The organism is Xanthomonas sp. NCPPB 2933 (assembly GCF_056725225.1).
Genome location: NZ_CM161518.1, coordinates 2,149,960 through 2,166,575, shown reverse-complemented (window position 1 = coordinate 2,166,575; position 16,616 = coordinate 2,149,960). Strand labels below are relative to the sequence as shown.

The following is a 16,616-nucleotide window of genomic DNA, read 5'->3' as shown; positions in this document are numbered from 1 at the left end:
GAACATTGACACGATGATGATCGATTCCACCCGCTATCCGCGCCTGTCGCGCATCCAGACCCCCGACGATCTGCGTCGCTTCGACGAGGCCGACCTCACGGCGATCGCCGAAGAACTGCGTTCCTACCTCATCGAGTCGGTGGGCAAGAGCGGCGGGCACTTCGCGGCGGGCCTGGGTGTGATCGAACTCACCGTCGCCCTGCACTACCTGTATCAGACCCCGGTCGATCAGCTGGTGTGGGACGTGGGCCATCAGACCTACCCGCACAAGATCCTCACCGGCCGTCGCGACCAGATCCACACGGTCAAGCAGAAGGACGGCGTGGCGCCGTTTCCCAAGCGCGAAGAAAGCATCTACGACACCTTCGGCGTCGGCCATTCGTCGACCTCGATCTCGGCCGCGCTCGGCATGGCGATCGCCGCGCAGCGCAACGGCGACGAGCGCAAGGTCGTGGCGGTGATCGGCGACGGCGCGATGACTGCCGGCATGGTCTACGAGGCGCTCAACCACGCAGGCGGCATGGACCCGGAACCGAACCTGCTGGTGATCCTCAACGACAACCGCATGTCGATCTCCGAAGCGGTCGGCGGGCTGACCAAGATGCTGGGCCGTGCCAGCGGCAGCCGCACGCTCAACGCGATCCGCGAGGGCGGCAAGAAGATCCTCGGCGACAAGAAGAACAACCCCACCGCGCGCTTCGTGCGGCGCTGGGAAGAACACTGGAAAGGCATGTTCGTGCCCTCCACGCTGTTCGAGGAAATGGGCTTCCACTACACCGGCCCGATCGACGGCCACGACCTGCCCAGCCTGGTTGGCGCACTGAAGACTTTGCAGACGCTCAAGGGCCCGCAGTTGCTGCACGTCATCACCACCAAGGGCAAGGGCTACGAGCTGGCCGAAGGCGACCAGATCGGTTACCACGCGGTGGGTCCGTTCGATCCGAGCAAAGGGCTGATTGCCAAGGCCGGCGCCAAGAAGCCGACCTATACCGATGTCTTCAGCGACTGGGTCTGCGACATGGCCGCCGCCGAGCCGACGCTGTTGGTGATCACCCCGGCGATGCGCGAAGGCTCGGGCCTGGTGCGTTTCAGCAAGGAATATCCGCAGCGTTATTTCGACGTGGCGATTGCGGAGCAACATGCGGTAACCCTGGCCGCCGGCATGGCGACCCAGGGCGCAAAACCGGTGGTGGCGATCTACTCCACCTTCCTGCAGCGCGGCTACGACCAGCTGGTGCACGACGTGGCGGTGCAGAAGCTCGACGTGCTGTTCGCGATCGACCGCGGCGGCGTGGTCGGCCCGGATGGCGCCACCCATGCCGGCAATCTGGATCTGAGCTTCCTGCGCTGCGTGCCGCACATGGTGGTGATGGCGCCGGCCGACGAAGCCGAGTGCCGCCAGATGCTGACCACTGGCGTGCGCTACGAAGGCCCGGCAGCTGTGCGCTACCCGCGTGGCACAGGCCCAGGCAGTGCGCTCGACATATCGCTCACCACGTTGCCGATCGGCAAGGCGCAGCTGCGTCACAGCGGCGCACGCATCGCCCTGCTGGGCTTCGGTGCGAGCGTGGATGCGGCAGAAGCGGTCGGGCGCGAACTCGGCCTGACCGTGGTCAACATGCGCTTCGTCAAACCGCTCGACAAAGTCATGCTGCTGGAGCTGGCCAAGAGCCACGAAGGCTTCGTCACCATCGAAGACAACGTCGTCGCCGGTGGCGCAGGTTCGGGTGTGGCAGAGCTGCTCAATGCCGAAGCGATCACCATGCCGATACTGCACCTGGGCCTGCCCGACAGCTTCCAGCACCACGCCAGCCGCGAAGACCTGCTGACCGACGCTGGCATCGATCAGGCCGGTATCCGTGCCGCCGTGCTCAAGCGCTGGCCGCAGCTGATGGTCAGCAAGACGCCTTCGTTGAATGCTGCTGCGGGCTGAGGCTCGCGGTCAGTAGAGCGACTTGGGGGGGCTAACAAAACCTCTCGAACGCCTTTATCGATGGCGACAACGTGATGGTCGCACTCGCCTTTGTTGGACACTGGAGCGATGTCGGCAATGGCAATGCCATTGCTCGGATCGACAGGAGCCGAGCATGACCGCATCGGACAGTCGCGCCGCGCGTACTGCCCGCAACCACGCACACCGACCCTCTCGACTGGCCCTTGCCCGCCAACCGGCGCGGGCTCTTACGCGGCATGGATGCCGCCTAAGCGCCTACAAGGACGTACTTGCGGCTTGTCCCGCGCGGGTGGGCGGGCAAGGGCCCTGCAACCAAGCTGCAGATCAGCCGGCTGCGCACACTTGGCAGTTTTGTGAGCCGCTCTTGGATGTTCAGTCCCGGCAGGCGATTGGAGATTCGCCTGCCCGTATCAACCGCGACCCAAGCGTCGTGTTGACGCGGCTGCGCTGACGCAATGCGCGACGATCTCGCGTGGCGATGCATCAGACCTGCGGCACCACACCGGTCTGCGCAAACGCATTCACCAACCGCACGATGCGTGCCTGCGCATCGATGGCGTGCAGTTCCGTTTGCAATCGACGCACGCCTGACGGCACCTCAGCGGCGTCAAGCGCCTCGCGCAACAGTGCCGGCAATTCGTCCAGCGCGCGCAACCACCAGGCTGCTCCGGCGACCTGCAGGCGTGCGGCGTGGTCGAACTGATCGTAGTCCAGCGGATACACGATCGATGGCAAGCCGGCAGCGAGGCAGGCGTACAGAATGCCGGCGCCGCCGTGGTGCACCACCAGCGCGTAGCGATGCAGGTGCTGCGCATAGTCGACATACGGCAGACGTTGATAGTTGCCGTGCGCCTGCTGCTGCGGCGCTGCGGTATCGCCATCGCTGAAATGAAAGATCACTTCCGGGAACTGCGGCGCCAGCGCGCGCAGCACCGCATCCATGCGGTGTTTGACCCAGTGCAGATGCGTACCCAGCGTCACCAGCACATGCCGCTGCCCAGCGACGAACTCAGGCGACGCAACTGCCGATGGCGGCGTACACAGCTGCGGCCCGACGAAGCGCACCGCCGCAGGCCAGCGCTGCGCCAACTCGAACGACGGCAGACCCAATGCCAGGATGCACTGCGGCGAATACACCGCCTCGCTACGATCGCTGCGATACATCGCCGACAATCCGCAGGCATGCATCTGGCGCCGATAACAGGCATGCACGCTTCGTTTGAATCCACGCGTCAAACGCCGCGCGATCGCATGCCAGATCCGCTGCGTTACTGTGGTCGCCGGCAGCAGACCGCCGAAATACGCCGGAGGCCCGTCGACTGTTTCGATCACGCACGGCGACGGCATGCTGGTCCACCATGCGATGTCCATTGCCTGCGCCGCCAGTCCTGCGCTGGGCAAGGTGAAATCGACGATCACCAGGTCCGGCCTGCGCTCGCGCCAGCGCGCTTTCAGCACATCCCCCATCCGCGCCATCAACCCAAGCGCATTGCGCAGTTGTCGAAGCAAGCGCAACGGGTTGTGGCCCACCGCGTGCGGTGGGTTGGCGATCTCCAGCAACAGCCGGTCGGCTTGCGCATCCAGCACACTGACTGCGCTCAGCCCACATGCACGGATGCGCGCCTGCGCCGCTGGCGTGCTGATGACCCGCACCTGGTGATGCGGCGCCAGCTGACGGGCGATCGCAAGGATCGGATGCAGGTGCCCGCTATATGGCGGCGCGATCAGATCGATGCGCATCTACCCTCCCCTTGCACGGCGTGTTCGACCGTCGCGACGAACGCCTGGCAATCGGCGAGCACCGCCGCATTACGCAAGTAGTCCATGTGCCCGCACGCGGGCCTCAGATCGATCGCAGCACCGAACAGCGTGCGCGAGATCCAATCACGCTGCCCTTGCAACACGCGCAACTGTGCGAACGAGGCAGGTGCGTTACAGACCGGACCGTAGGCGAACACTGCCAGACGCGTACGCAGTGCCTGCGGAAGCTGCAGCGCGGTGAGTAACTGCAGGCCGCAGCTGCCAGCCAGCACTACCGTGATCGGCGCCTGCTCCAATAGCGCCATGACACGCATGCGATCGGCGTCCACGATACGTGCGGCGCGTGCGGCCAGGTACTGCCGCGCGTTGGAGAGACTGGCGCGCCAGAGCGGCATGCATCGATGCGCAGCGCTATCAGGGCGATACGGATAATTGCAGTCGATCAGTTGCCGGCCCCGGCCTTGCAGCTGCTGCAAGAAGTGCTGCTGTTCGATGCTCAATGCGCAGCGCTGTGGATCGCTTTGCCCAGTAAGGAAGGCGATCTGCAGCGTAGCGCTGTCAATCGGCACGGAAACACCCATCCGGCAATACGCGGTAACGGCGCGTGCGCCAGCGGATCGTGCGCACCACAGCTGCATGCAGCAGATGCAGCGGCTGTAGAACTTCGGCGCAAATCGACAGCAATGGCCGGTGACGAATCGCTCCGCTGACGCGCCATTGCACCAGACACAGCAGCAAGGCACGCAGTAGCAACGTAGTCAGCGCACATGCGATGGCCAGCCATGTTGGCTGCACGCAAACACACAGCAGCAAGCCCATCAGCAATAGCGGCGGCAGCCCCTGCAGTACGAAAATTGCGCTGCGTATGCCCAACGTCTGATGGCGCAGCAGGATCAGCGCGAACAACATCCACCGATGCATCTGGCGTGCGTAACTGGCCAGATCCGGCATCGCAGTGCGCATCGCCACCGGCGCGGTGGATTGGCACACGCGCCCACCGCGCTCACGCACCAGTGTTGCGAACGCCAGATCGTCGGTCAGCTGCTCCAGCAACGCGGCAAAACCGCCCCAGGCGCGCAGTTGTTCGGTGCGGGCGGCATAGCACATGCCATTGATGGTCAGCGGCGCGGCGAACGGCAGCCAGCCCAGATAGGCGAGCGCCGCATTGTTGTTGACGAACTGCGACAGCAGGCGGCCAGCCAGCGTTGCGCTGTCCTGGTAATACGGCAGCGCAGTGACGACATCGGCGTGGGTCAGATCCTGCAACAACCGGGCAAGCGCGCTGTTGCTCAGCTGCGCATCGTCGTCGAGGATCAGGCTGATCGGTGCGCGCACATGCGGCAGCGCGTAATCGAGTTTCCATGCTTTCGGATTGATGCCAGGTGGCGCCGGAGGCACCAGCACACGCTCGATGCGTCGCTGCGGATACAGCATCACCAATGCATCGGCAACCGTGTTTCCTGCACGATCCTCCGCATCCAGCAGCCAGATGAAGTGTGCATCCGGCAGTGCCTGTAGGTTGGCGGCAAGCACCTGCTGCAAATGCGCGTCGCCGCCGAGGATGGGCTGCAATATCGCCACCTCGGCCTGGGTTGCAGCGGCATCGCTCGATGGCCGCGCGCGTGCGCCGCGCACGACCCACAGCACCGCAGCCGTCTTGACCACCAGCACCGCCAGATAGGCCGCTGCCAACGCCAGTGCGGCTACGTCCATTGCGCCGCCTGCCAACGTACGAACGCCTCGATACCTTCTTCCAGGCCAACGCTGGGTTGCCCGAGATCGGCAAGCGTGCGTCGTGGATCGAAGGTCTTGGAGTAGGCAAATGCGCCAACACCGAAGCGGGTGATCGGCGGTTCGCCGCGCAGTCGCAGCAGGCGGTAGGCCGCTTCCACCACGCTGGCCATGCGCAACGCAGTGGCGATACGTACCTCGCGCTGCGGCAACGGCAGCTGCAGGCGCGTCAGCAAGTCCATTAGCAGCTGCTGCAGATCCACCGGCTGTGCGTTGGTGAGGTTGTAGGCCGGCTGCAAGTGCGGCGCGGTGGCCGCGCGATAGAGGTAATCGCACAGCGTATCGATATAGATCAGATCGCCGATCACCGGCTGGGTCTGGCCGACAAAGCGTGGCAACGCGCCTTTGCGCGCAGCGGCGATCACGCGCGGGAACAGCACCGTATCTCCCGGCCCGAAGACCGCGCGTGGGCGCAGCACGGATTTCTCGCCTGGATATTGATCGAGCAAGGTTTCGCCAAGATATTTGGTCTGCGCGTAGGTATTGACGAATGCCGGCCCGATCGGGCTGTCCTCGGTGAGGTCGTATTGATGCGCCTCGCGATAGAACACCGAACTCGACGACACATACAGCAGACGCGGGCAGCCATTGCGCGTGCAGAACTCGATGACGTTGGCGGTGGCCTCTACGTTATGCAGCTGGAACTGCGCACGCGTGCCCCATGGCGATGCCAGTGCCGCTGCATGAATCACCACATCCGGCTGCCACTGCAGCGAGAACGGGCGGCTCAGATCGATGCGATGGTAGTTGGGTAGATCGCTGGCGCGGCGACCGATGCCATGGATCTCCACACCCGGCTGGCCCTGGAAACGCCGCAGGAACGAACCACCAACAAAACCGGAAGCACCGGTCACGAGAATGCGCAGGCTCATCGCCACTCCGGTTGATAACGATCAAGGCTGGGCTGGCAGTGCGAAGGCAGGATCGCCAACTCGGGATGCGCTTGCGACAGCCCGTGCAACTGCTGCACGGTGCGTTGAAACGCTGCCCAATCGTGCATCAATAAACGCGTGGGCCATGCTGGCCACTGCAGCGTTGCCCACGTCGCCGACGACCACACCGCGTCGGCACACAGCAACACCTCGCGGTCGTGCTGATCGCGTAACCACAGGCCCATCTGCCCAGGCACGTGTCCGGGCAACGGCACCGCCAGCACGCTGCCGTCTTCGAACAGATCGTAGGCCGCGCCAAGACCTTGCCAGGCACCGGCCAGGGCACGCAACGGCGCTTGCTCGGCAAACTGCAGTCGCGAATCGAAATCCTCGGGCATTAGCTGCGGCAACAAGGCACGCCGCAGGCCGCCAATGCGCGAACACCTGCGCAGCTGTTGGTAGTCCGCACGCAGGCAGATGAAGCGCGCATTCGGCAGGTCGCGCAGACCACCCACATGGTCGGCATGGAAGTGCGAAATCAGGCACCAGGCAATCTCCTCCAGCTGCACGCCGCGACGTGCCAACTGTGCGCCCAGCGTTTCGTGCGCGGGCAAGCTCACCGGCGTGGTCAAGCGGTACAGGCGCTCGGGCCAGGGATCGGTGGCGCGAAAGAAATGCGCGGCATAGCCGGTGTCGTACAGCAGCGCCCCACGCTGCGGATGCCGAATCAGCACGCTCAATGCCGGGAACTCCACTGCATGCCAGTGCCCGTCCGCACGCACCATGCGCTCGCAGTGGCGACAGTGGCCGATGCGCAGCAACTCCAGCGACACGCGCGGCGGCATCAGGACACGACCTGTTCGGGAAGTGAGCACACGTCCTAGTACCGCAATACCATGCCGCCGATCGCCAGCCCGGCGCCGGTGCCGAGCAGTGCGAACAGATCGCCGCGTTGCAAACGCTGCTCGATCCGCGCGTGATGCAAGGCGTGCGGCAACGATGCGGCGACCTGATTGCCGGTGGCATGCAGGATGCGAATCACCTGATCGGCGCGCAGCCCCAAGGCCTGCACCACATGATCCAGACCGCCGCCGGAGGCCTGATGCGGGACCAGGCAGCGCAACGCCTCCGTGGTGGTGCCGGCCTCGCGCAGCAATTGCTCCCAGAAGGCAGGCAGGTAGCGCGCCGCGAAGCGATAGGCACCGCGCCCATCCATGCTGAAGGTGCGCGAGGCATCGGGGGCGCTTTCTTCGCCACGCGGATAGCGCGTGCCGCCGCCGCGAATACGGCACAGATCGGCGCCCTTGCCATAACTGCACAGGCGGCTGGACAGCAAGGCCGAGCCGTCTTCCGCAGCGCTGCGTCCCACGATCACCGCAGCCGCACCATCGCCAAACAACCCGGCCGTAGCCGGCGCCGATGCATCCAGCCCGCCCGATGCCACCTCGCTGGAGACGATCAACACGCGCTGGTAGCGCCCGAGCGCCAACGCATTGGCGGCCATATCCAATGCCACCAGAAAACTCAGACAGGTCGCATTGACGTCGAACGCGGGAATGCCCGAATCGCCCAGGCCAAGCGCGCGCTGGATCAATACCGCCTGGCAGGGAATCGGCTGCTCCATGACGCTGCAGGCCGAGATCAGGCAATCGATGTGGCCGGACTCGATGCCGGCGCTGGCCAGCGCCTGGGTCGCGGCGGCGGCGCCCATCGACGATGCGGTCTCGCCCTCGCCCACGTAATGGCGCGTGGCCACGCCCGAGCGCGCGAACGTGGTGCCCGCCGGCAACTGCCAGCGCGCGTCCAATTGTTGCGAGGTCACCTCCGTCGCGGGGACATGGCGCCCGGTGCCCAGAATGCGCAGCGGCAATGCGTTCAACGCGGAGGTCTCATTGGACAAGGCGCGCAGCATAACGTGGCTGGCGTTGGCCGACTCGATCGATCGCACGCTGCGCATCGCCTTCAAACGAATAAGACCATGGCGCGGCCGATCAAGCCTAAGGAGCGGCCACCGAACCTGCTGCGCTTACGGCGCCTCCACCGCATATCCCATCGCCTGCAGCCGTGCGAGATATCCATCCGGCGCCATCAGCCGGCTGATCGGCAGCACCGCGAAGGTACTGCGATTGCGTTGCAACGCCGTGGTGGCGATGCTCAGCCAGTGCTCGCGCATGCGGCGTTCGAGATCGTCGATACCACGCGCCCTGGCCGCACCGGAGCTGGCCATCGCGCTCATGCAGGCGGCCTGCGGATCTTCGCGCGGCAGCTGGCGCAGCGCTTCGATATCGCCCACCGACCATGCGTTGGCGCGCTCGACCATCGTGGGCAGATCGCGCTCCACTGTCACCAGAATGCTGCGAAAGCACGCGGTATCGTCCATGCCGCCGGCACGGAAATCCTTGATGGCCTGGCGCGGGTCCTTGATCTTGTAGTCCAGCGCTGTGGGGGTTGGCTTGATACCTGCGCGCTTGGCGGCACGCTCCACCACCGACCAGATCACCGGCGAACGGGCAAGGCCAGAGCGCTTGATCGCCGCCTGATACAACTCACCGGCGGCCAGCATCGGGCGCTTGCGCTCCACACCCCGATCGCCACCGATATAGCGTGCCTTGGCCAGGCTCCAACGGGCATACAGATCGGGCGGCAATACCTCGCGTAGTTCGCGGCCGTCTTCGTTCTTCATCGCCTTCATCGCGGACGGCAGCAAGGTCAGCTTGCCGAAAAATCCCATGTCCGCATCAATCTGCACGGTCGGCGCCATCAGGACCTGCTGGGACTGCCCGATGATCGTTTCCACCTCGGTCGACTGCCACTGCAGCCGCTTCGGCAATGGCGACAAGGTGCCCAGGATCCACAACACATGATCGCCCTTGCTGACCTTCCACAAGCCAGGGCCGGGTTGCACGCCGCGCACCACCATCGCTTCCAGATCGACCACCGCCGGTGGCGATGGCGCAGCCACTTTCGGCGTTGTGCTATCACTGGCCGCCGCCAGCAGCGACACCAGCATCAATCCGACTCCCCACACCGCCCCCTTGCCTCGCATCACATGTCGCCCCTGTGTGAGACGCGGACATTACGCCAAGCCCGCCACCGCCGCGTTAGGGAAGCGTTCGGCATGGCAGGCGCAACCGTGGCTCAGCGCGGGACCAGGGCTGCCAACTGCGCGGCCAGCGGCGAGGCATCGTCGAGCAGCGCGAACCCTTCCCACACGAACCCGGGCGAGACCGTGCAACCCACCAGGGTGAAATCGCCAAGCGAGCGTGCTGCCTGCCAACAGCCGGCCGGCACCACGTGCATCGGCTCACCGCGCTCGGCCGCATCCAGGGTCAGGCGTTGCAACTGCCCGCTGGCCTCGTCGTAGATCAGCAGCTCCAGCGCATCGCCTTGCTGCCAATGCCAGCTTTCCTCGGCGTCCACGCGATGCCAGGCGCTGCATTCGCCGGCACTGAGCAGAAAGCGGATCGCGGTCAGCGCGGGACGCGTGTGCCCGCCATCGGTGATCTGACGAGCAGACGCGTAGACACGACGGAAGTGCCCACCTTCCGGATGCGGGGCGAGGTCGAGCGAGCGAATCAGGTCAGCGGCGGTTGGATGCATCCCTGCATGCTAAGACAGCGCGCGCCGCCATGCATCACGGCAGATGCTTGCCCGCGCGCAGACAGGTGCGGAAAAACACCAGCAGATCCCAGCTATAGCGCTTGAGCAGACGGCGCGGCTCGTGGAGCAGCCGATACATCCATTCCATGTGCAGACGCTGCACCCACTCGGGCGCACGCTTGGCGGTACCGGACAGGAAGTCCAGCAATGCGCCAACACCGAACACCAGCGGCACCGTCAGCGCCTGGCTGTGATCGAGAATCCAGCGCTCCTGCAGCGGATTTCCGAAAGCCACCAGCAGCACATCGGCGCCGGAGCGGTTGATGCGCTCGGCCAGGCCCTCGCCCGCCGCGGCAAACTCGCCGTAGCCATCGCACATGCCCACCACCTGCTGCCCCAGCGTGCCGGTCAGCGTGGCGGCCGCGGTCTTGCCCACGCCGGGGCGCCCGCCCAGCAGGAAGAACTTGAGCGGATGCGCCGCCCCGCGGCACAGATACGGAATCAGATCGGTGCCATTGAGATTGCCGGCAAAGCGGCGGCCATGGATCAGCCGCGCGGCCAGATCCATCCCGATCCCGTCATTGACGATGCGCACGCTGGGCTCGCGCATCCGCATGCGCAACGCCTGGCATTGCACGATGAAATTGGTGTTGGCAAAGAACACCCGACGCCGCTGCTGCGCCGCCAGCGCATGGAACAACTCCAGCGCAAAGGCCTCTTGCGTCGTGGACAACACCGGAAACCCGCCAAGCGGAATCACCACGCCTTGGGGTGGCGCGCCATTGGCGGCAGTCTTCGTTTCGGTTTCCACGCGCTGGCCCTGCATCATCGAATCACCAAAGGTCGTAAGGGAATGCGGCCAGCAATCCGGCCTGCAAACTCGCCAGGTCGAACTCGCCATTGCCGCCCAGATCCAGGCACTCTTCCACGCTATTGCCCGAATGCCACTGCGTACGTCCGGTGCCGTTGTAGTAGTCGTCGTACTTGAAGCGGTCTTCGCCGTTGCCCCAGTCCAGATACACCGCCGGGATCCCGTACGCTTCGGCCAGAATCAGCCCGTGCAGCGAGCTGCTGATCACCAACTCGGCGCCCAGCAATGCGCTCATGAAGGTTGCAGGCTTGACGTTGGGAAACACCAGATGGTCGGCATACGCGCTGTATTTTTCGACCGGCTCGTTGAAGTGCGGAACGATGGCGAACGGACGCTTGTTTACCGCGCCAAGCGCATCGACGGGAAAGAACATCGGCGTCAGCAGACCGGGGTCGCCATAGACCTCGGGCACCGCGATGCCGCGCTCCATCAAGAATTTGCGCGTCTTCGGCCCACGCACTGCACGCACATCGAGTGTACTGAAGGTGTTGCGTTCGGCCGGAATCTTGCCGTTGATGCCACTGCCCCAGACGGTATCGCCATCTTTGGCGAAGTGCAGCACCGAACCGATCGCGATCAATTTCTTGCTGAGATCGCGCTTTTCAATCAGCGTTTTGTCCTGCAAGGACAGCACGCAGGAAACGATCACCTTGGACAGGTGATCCCCCATGTTGACGCCAGCGTTTTTCGGCTGCCACCAGAACAATGCACGACGTTCGGCATGTTCTATCCACTTCTGCAGTAAAGCGTTGGCCATCGTGAGGGATCTCCTTTAAAAAACGAATGAGCGCGCCGCATCAATGCGAGAGCGCAGCCTCCACAGAGGTGCGCGCGGCTGCGCCGGTGTTGTGCGGGTACAACCGGGTCTCTGGATACGCACCGGGATTGAGCACGCGATCGGTGGTATCGGACCAATTCAGGCACTGGCGATAGCGCACGTGCGGTGCTTCCAGTGCCAGCCCGATTGCCGCAATGATCGAATCAGCGTCGCCCGGAGTGTAGCCGAAACGCGACTGATAGGGCCCGACGACGACGTTCGGGCAGACTGCCGGCAGCCCGAAAAAATCGTACTGCAATAGCTTCATCGAGCTGTCGGCCAGATAGATCGGCACCTGCTCGGATGCATAAGGCGCGATACCGAAACGGGCGTGCTTGATGTAGCCGATGGTCTCGACGTGTTTCATTTCGCCATAGACCGTCACGTTGTCGCCGTAACCAGGATGACGCCCCATGCCCGAGCCGATCACATGGAAGGTGACGTGCGGAAAGGCCTTGCTGGCGACAACGAAGAATTCCGGATCGAACAACATCGACCCCACCGCCACCGCGTGGATGCCCTCGCCATACGGCGATGGGTCGCCCAGCTGGTCCAGGTTGTGATCTACCCCATGACCGACGTGATAGACGTTGTCGCGGCTTGCCACTTCCTCGGCCATCGCTGGCGACACCAGCGCGATCACATCGAGCGTTGGCGCAACACGGTCGAACTCGCGCTCGATGTAGGAAGCGACATTGATCGTGCTCAATGCATCGGATGCGCGATAGACCAGCTTGGCCGCAGGATTGATGCGCTTGGCGAGCTCAATGAAGGCAACTGCAATGCCACTCTCGAACACGATCACGTCCGCCTCGCGCATCCAGTCAAGCAACTGACGCGGTGGATGCGCGGCATACCAGCGAAACATCGCATCCTCAACCGCACGTAGCCACGCGCGGCGCGTATTGAACGGATGCACCGTGGTGCGCCATAGATAGCAGTCGACCCCCTTGTGCGAGACGACAGTGTTCGCCGTTTCGTCCAGCGGCAGGCGCATGTCGCCCTTCATGCGCGAGAGCCTGCTGTAACGCAGCGAGAAGAATCGCGTCGTCCCGCGCAACGCCAGTTGATCGGTGATGAAGTGGATATTGGCGCGGCGCGGCGTGCGGTAATCGTGTGCGGACAAGACCAGATAGCAAGGCCGGGCAATGCCGGTAGCGGCGGCGGGTGTCTCGCTCATGGGCCGTGTCCTATGGATGAGTGGAAAAGAGCATGCACAAACGCAGGCGAGGACAGTGTCGATCTCATCGGCGTGCCTTGGCCTGGGTCAGTAATTTGCGGATGTTGACGATGGACAGCACATCGCGGCGGAACGCCGGCCAGATCGCCAGGGCTAGCAGACAGACGGCTGCCATCGCCCCTGCCCCAGCGGCGAGCTGTTGCCACAACGGGCCACCGGCCACGACGGAGACGTAGTACGCGCAGCCACCGGCCACACCGTAGGCCACCATCGGGCGCAAGGCGTTGGTGAACAGCGAGCGCACTGGCGCGTCGGAAATCTTGCCAATCCAGACCAGCGACAACGGCCAGATCAATAGCAGCCCGAACGAATAGCCGATCGCCACGCCCATCGCGCCCCAGCGCGAGCCGGCAAAGATGCAACCAATCAGCACGATGCGCCCGACCAGCGAGTAAATCAGCTGCTGGCGCATCAATCCCTTGGACAGGAAGACCCAATAGGTGGCGTAGGACGCGGTCTGGAAAATTCCACCCAGGGTCAACACCTGAAACAACGGCACCGCATCGCGCCACTGCTCGCCAAGCACCAGCACGATCAACGGCATCGCCAGCGCACAGGAAAAGGCGAACAGTGCAAAGATCAAATGCACCATCACTGTCTGCCCACGCAGCAGGAAAGCGTTGAAGCGCTCGCGGTCGTCCTGCAGCTGCGACAACACCGGCAACGCCACGCTGGTCGCCGGCGCGTTGATCTGGTTCAACGGCATCATCAGCAATTGGAAGGCGCGGTTGTACAGGCCCAGTGCGTCCGGGCCGGTGCGCCAACCGATGATGACCTGGCCGACATTGCGGCTGGCATATCCCAGTAACTGCGCGGCCATCAGATTCCAGCCGAAGCTCATGAAATCGCGCATCGGCGCTGCACGTTGGTAGCCGCGTGGCAACCAACGTGAGCAACTCGCGGCGATCAAGAAATTGACACTGGCTTGCACCACTTGCTGCACCACCAGCGCCCAATAACCCCAACCGAGCAATGCCGCAGCAACAGCTGCAACCAAGCCCAGCACCTGCGAACCGACATCACTCAACGCCACCTGCCCGAAGCGCAGGCCACGGCTCAGATGCGCGCGGTACTGCGTGGTCATGCCGTTGATCAGGAAGGTCACCGCCAGCGCCTGCGAGATCATCACCAGCGCCGGCTCTTTGTAGAAATTGGCGATCAGGTGGGCAGAGGCATACACCACCACCGATAGCGACAAGCCGATACCGCTGTTGATCCAGAACAGGTTGTCGCGTTGTTCGCGGCTGACATGCTTGGCTTGCACGGCAGCGGCGGACAGACCGAAATCGCGCAGGATCTCGGCTGCACCGACGATCGCGGTGACCATCGCCATCAGGCCGTAGTCGTAAGGCGTCAGCAACCGCGCCAGCAAAATGATGCCGCCGAACTGCACGACCATCTTGGCGGACTGGCCGATCATGGTCACCGCTGCGCCACCGGCGGCACGCGAACCGAGGCTGCGTGGTGGGGGCGGCGTGGGGGATGTCATCGTTGGGATCTCTGCGGTCACAGCGCGGCGTCTCCATCCTTGCCGAGCGCTTCCAGGTAGGTGCGGTAGTGCAACTGCCCGATCCGTGGCCAATCACGTTGCGAAAGATCCGGTGCCGGGCCGCGTGGCGCGGCGCGTACCTTGTCCAGCATGCCGGTCAGCAGCGCTGCATCGAAGTCGCCTTCATAGAGAAACACCCAGCCCGGGCCGACTTCCTCGGCAATGGCCGCATTCGACTCGCTCCACGGTGCCAGCACCGGACGCGCCAGCGACAACGCCAGCAGCAGCGTGCCGGAGTTGTGCATCTGCCGATACGGCAACACCACCAGCTCGGCCTGGCTGACTTCGCGCGCCAACACCGGCTCTTCGACATAGGCCAGCAGCGCGGTGACACGTGGATCCTGCGCGCAGGCATCCTCCACCAGCGTGCGCATCTGCGGCGTGGCGGGGTTGCCGACGATGCGTAGATTCAAGCGCGGATCGCCTACTTCGCGCATCACATCCAGCAGCGTTTCCACACCCTTGTACGGACGAATCAAACCGAAGTGCAGCAGCCGCCCCGGCACCGTACTGCCCTGCTGCATGGTCGCGAACCAGTCGCGGTAATGGCCATGCAGGATGGTGTCGGTGAACGGCGGCCGCGGCGGCGTGGTCGCATTGATGCGGATCCAGCGACGCGTCAAACGGTCGATCCACCGCAACAGGTTGCGCTCACGCCAACCGCGATCTTCGTGCGGCGCCAGGTTGTGCAAGGTACGCACCACCGGCGTGCCGGTCAGTTGCAGCTTGAGCAACAACAGCGCCGCACACACCTGCTTGGCCAACGTGCCGGCAGCACTCGGATGACGCAGCAGATATTCCGGCCAATGCAGATGCAGTACGTCGTAACGCGACAACAATGCATCGCGCATCGAGAAGAAGCGCGGTTGCACCGCATCCGGCAACGAAGCGTAGAGCTGGGTCAGATACGGATTGGTGTTGGCGTTGGGCTTCTCGGTGGAGAACAGCACGGTGACCTGCGGCTGCGTGGCCGCACGCGTCAGCGAGGCAGACGCAAGCGCACTCATCGCACCGCCTCCTGCGCGCGGCGCGTGCCCAGCGCGGTGTGGTATTCGTCGATATAGCGCCCCACCACGTGCTTCCAGTCGTAGCGGCTCACATACGCCATGGATGCGGCGCGACGCGTATCGAAATCCGCATCCGACTGCAGCGCAAGCGCCTGCACCTGATCGGCCGCTATCTCGAGCCTGTCGCGATTGACGATCACGCCCTGACCGGACTCGCCGGCAAGACGCACGAACGGCGGGATATCGCTGAGGATCGGAATCAGGCCCGCACTCATCGCCTCGACCGCCGCAATGCCGAACCCTTCATGCCGCGACAGGCACACGAAGAACTGCGCTTGGTGCATCAACGCCCGCAACTGCTCCTGCGAAGGCGACATGCTCAGCTGCACCTTGTCCTGTAGACCACGCTCGGCGATCGCCTTGCGCAGATCGGCCTCGTTCAAATCGTACTCGCGGCCGGCGATGATCAGCCGCCACTGCGGGTCGCGCTTGAGCGCGGCCTGGAGCAACTCCAGGGTTTCGATCAACCCCTTGTTCACCGACCAGCGCCCGAAATACAGCATCGTGCGCCCGGGCGTCGTTGCACCCTGCCCTGCGTACTTCTCCACGTCGACGCCGTTCTCGATCACCCGCAAGCGCGCCGGCGACACCACCTTGGCGAACAGATCGCCATCGTTCTCGCTGGTAGCGATCACCCGCGCATACGCCAGCGCAGAAGTGCGGGTCAGCGTCTGAAACCACAACTGCTTCATACGCGAGGCGTAAGCGGTATGGAAAAACCCGCCATGCGTGGACACCACCATCGGCTTGCCATGCAGCGGCTTGGTCAGCGCAAGATAGTCGTAGAAGAAATCGATGCCATGCAGGTGCACCAGATCCGCCGAGCGAATCGCACCGAGCACCGATGGCGCAAACGGGTAGCGCGACGAACCGCGGTAACCGATGCGCCGGATCGGCAGGCCCTGATGCGTTTCCTGCGCAGCAAGTTGCGCGCCTGGATCGGTGAACACCCGGTCCAACGTCACGATCTCCACCGTATCGTCACTGTTGGCCTGATGTTGACGGGCCACATTGAGAACGACTTCCTCCATGCCTCCGATCGAAGGATGGAATTGGCGGACAACATGCACCACTTTCATTACGCCAATCTCCTG

General features: G+C 64.0%; 15 protein-coding genes. 1 reads left to right on the top strand and 14 read right to left on the bottom strand.

The genetic code is table 11. The features are described from left to right. The first annotated feature begins 16 nt into the window (after positions 1 to 16). Positions 17 to 1,933: a 1-deoxy-D-xylulose-5-phosphate synthase gene (dxs, locus tag AC1PLU_RS08880; RefSeq protein ID WP_481108492.1), complete on the top strand. Its 1,917-nt coding sequence runs from the start codon at positions 17 to 19 to the stop codon at positions 1,931 to 1,933. Between the two features lie 504 nt (positions 1,934 to 2,437). Here the strand turns inward: dxs and AC1PLU_RS08875 are convergent. From AC1PLU_RS08875 to AC1PLU_RS08810, 14 genes are all read right to left on the bottom strand, one after another. Continuing rightward, positions 2,438 to 3,694 (bottom strand): glycosyltransferase, encoded by a 1,257-nt coding sequence (locus tag AC1PLU_RS08875; protein WP_481094590.1) that lies wholly within the window; start codon positions 3,692 to 3,694, stop codon positions 2,438 to 2,440. Further along, entirely contained in the window at positions 3,679 to 4,296 is a 618-nt protein-coding gene (locus AC1PLU_RS08870) for a hypothetical protein (RefSeq protein WP_481094589.1), read from the bottom strand. Before AC1PLU_RS08870 ends, AC1PLU_RS08875 begins: the two co-directional genes overlap by 16 nt. Continuing rightward, entirely contained in the window at positions 4,274 to 5,428 is a 1,155-nt protein-coding gene (locus tag AC1PLU_RS08865; RefSeq protein ID WP_481094588.1) for a glycosyltransferase family 21 protein, read from the bottom strand. Before AC1PLU_RS08865 ends, AC1PLU_RS08870 begins: the two co-directional genes overlap by 23 nt. Further along, positions 5,419 to 6,378: an NAD-dependent epimerase/dehydratase family protein gene (locus AC1PLU_RS08860; protein WP_481094587.1), complete on the bottom strand. Its 960-nt coding sequence runs from the start codon at positions 6,376 to 6,378 to the stop codon at positions 5,419 to 5,421. Before AC1PLU_RS08860 ends, AC1PLU_RS08865 begins: the two co-directional genes overlap by 10 nt. Further along, complete coding sequence (locus AC1PLU_RS08855; RefSeq protein WP_481094586.1) at positions 6,375 to 7,223, bottom strand: MBL fold metallo-hydrolase; 849 nt, start codon at positions 7,221 to 7,223, stop codon at positions 6,375 to 6,377. Before AC1PLU_RS08855 ends, AC1PLU_RS08860 begins: the two co-directional genes overlap by 4 nt. Before the next feature lie 35 nt (positions 7,224 to 7,258). Then, positions 7,259 to 8,290, bottom strand: coding sequence for a 3-oxoacyl-[acyl-carrier-protein] synthase III C-terminal domain-containing protein (locus AC1PLU_RS08850; protein ID WP_481094649.1), 1,032 nt, complete (start codon positions 8,288 to 8,290; stop codon positions 7,259 to 7,261). 114 nt (positions 8,291 to 8,404) lie between these two features. Next, the gene (locus AC1PLU_RS08845; protein WP_481094585.1) at positions 8,405 to 9,424 is read right to left on the bottom strand and encodes a TraB/GumN family protein; all 1,020 of its coding nucleotides are present in this window, start codon (positions 9,422 to 9,424) and stop codon (positions 8,405 to 8,407) included. Between the two features lie 92 nt (positions 9,425 to 9,516). Next, the gene (locus tag AC1PLU_RS08840) at positions 9,517 to 9,978 is read right to left on the bottom strand and encodes a cupin domain-containing protein (protein WP_481094584.1); all 462 of its coding nucleotides are present in this window, start codon (positions 9,976 to 9,978) and stop codon (positions 9,517 to 9,519) included. Positions 9,979 to 10,012: 34 nt separating this feature from the next. Then, on the bottom strand, positions 10,013 to 10,807 hold the full coding sequence (locus AC1PLU_RS08835) for a WecB/TagA/CpsF family glycosyltransferase (protein WP_481094583.1): 795 nt from the start codon (positions 10,805 to 10,807) through the stop codon (positions 10,013 to 10,015). 4 nt (positions 10,808 to 10,811) lie between these two features. Next, positions 10,812 to 11,606, bottom strand: a complete 795-nt coding sequence (locus AC1PLU_RS08830) for a polysaccharide pyruvyl transferase family protein (RefSeq protein WP_481094582.1) — start codon at positions 11,604 to 11,606, stop codon at positions 10,812 to 10,814. Between the two features lie 40 nt (positions 11,607 to 11,646). After that, complete coding sequence (locus tag AC1PLU_RS08825; protein ID WP_481108224.1) at positions 11,647 to 12,846, bottom strand: GumK N-terminal domain-containing glycosyltransferase; 1,200 nt, start codon at positions 12,844 to 12,846, stop codon at positions 11,647 to 11,649. 64 nt (positions 12,847 to 12,910) lie between these two features. Further along, a complete protein-coding gene (locus AC1PLU_RS08820; protein WP_481094580.1) occupies positions 12,911 to 14,395 on the bottom strand; it encodes a lipopolysaccharide biosynthesis protein in 1,485 nt (494 codons plus the stop codon). A 17-nt stretch (positions 14,396 to 14,412) separates the two neighbouring features. After that, complete coding sequence (locus AC1PLU_RS08815; RefSeq protein ID WP_023904396.1) at positions 14,413 to 15,462, bottom strand: glycosyltransferase; 1,050 nt, start codon at positions 15,460 to 15,462, stop codon at positions 14,413 to 14,415. Next, the gene (locus tag AC1PLU_RS08810; RefSeq protein ID WP_268214756.1) at positions 15,459 to 16,601 is read right to left on the bottom strand and encodes a glycosyltransferase family 4 protein; all 1,143 of its coding nucleotides are present in this window, start codon (positions 16,599 to 16,601) and stop codon (positions 15,459 to 15,461) included. The genes AC1PLU_RS08815 and AC1PLU_RS08810 overlap by 4 nt, the downstream gene beginning before the upstream one ends. Positions 16,602 to 16,616 lie beyond the last annotated feature (15 nt).

Bases quoted from the DNA above. Each gene is read 5' to 3' on its own strand.
- AC1PLU_RS08825 (WP_481108224.1), bottom strand. From the start codon at position 12,846: ATGAGCGAGACACCCGCCGCCGCTACCGGCATTGCCCGGCCTTGCTAT.
- AC1PLU_RS08830 (WP_481094582.1), bottom strand. From the start codon at position 11,606: ATGGCCAACGCTTTACTGCAGAAGTGGATAGAACATGCCGAACGTCGT.
- AC1PLU_RS08820 (WP_481094580.1), bottom strand. From the start codon at position 14,395: ATGACATCCCCCACGCCGCCCCCACCACGCAGCCTCGGTTCGCGTGCC.
- AC1PLU_RS08865 (WP_481094588.1), bottom strand. From the start codon at position 5,428: ATGGACGTAGCCGCACTGGCGTTGGCAGCGGCCTATCTGGCGGTGCTG.
- AC1PLU_RS08875 (WP_481094590.1), bottom strand. From the start codon at position 3,694: ATGCGCATCGATCTGATCGCGCCGCCATATAGCGGGCACCTGCATCCG.
- AC1PLU_RS08810 (WP_268214756.1), bottom strand. From the start codon at position 16,601: ATGAAAGTGGTGCATGTTGTCCGCCAATTCCATCCTTCGATCGGAGGC.
- AC1PLU_RS08815 (WP_023904396.1), bottom strand. From the start codon at position 15,462: ATGAGTGCGCTTGCGTCTGCCTCGCTGACGCGTGCGGCCACGCAGCCG.
- AC1PLU_RS08860 (WP_481094587.1), bottom strand. From the start codon at position 6,378: ATGAGCCTGCGCATTCTCGTGACCGGTGCTTCCGGTTTTGTTGGTGGT.
- AC1PLU_RS08870 (WP_481094589.1), bottom strand. From the start codon at position 4,296: ATGGGTGTTTCCGTGCCGATTGACAGCGCTACGCTGCAGATCGCCTTC.
- AC1PLU_RS08855 (WP_481094586.1), bottom strand. From the start codon at position 7,223: ATGCCGCCGCGCGTGTCGCTGGAGTTGCTGCGCATCGGCCACTGTCGC.
- AC1PLU_RS08840 (WP_481094584.1), bottom strand. From the start codon at position 9,978: ATGCATCCAACCGCCGCTGACCTGATTCGCTCGCTCGACCTCGCCCCG.
- dxs (WP_481108492.1), top strand. From the start codon at position 17: ATGATCGATTCCACCCGCTATCCGCGCCTGTCGCGCATCCAGACCCCC.
- AC1PLU_RS08850 (WP_481094649.1), bottom strand. From the start codon at position 8,290: ATGCTGCGCGCCTTGTCCAATGAGACCTCCGCGTTGAACGCATTGCCG.
- AC1PLU_RS08835 (WP_481094583.1), bottom strand. From the start codon at position 10,807: ATGATGCAGGGCCAGCGCGTGGAAACCGAAACGAAGACTGCCGCCAAT.
- AC1PLU_RS08845 (WP_481094585.1), bottom strand. From the start codon at position 9,424: ATGCGAGGCAAGGGGGCGGTGTGGGGAGTCGGATTGATGCTGGTGTCG.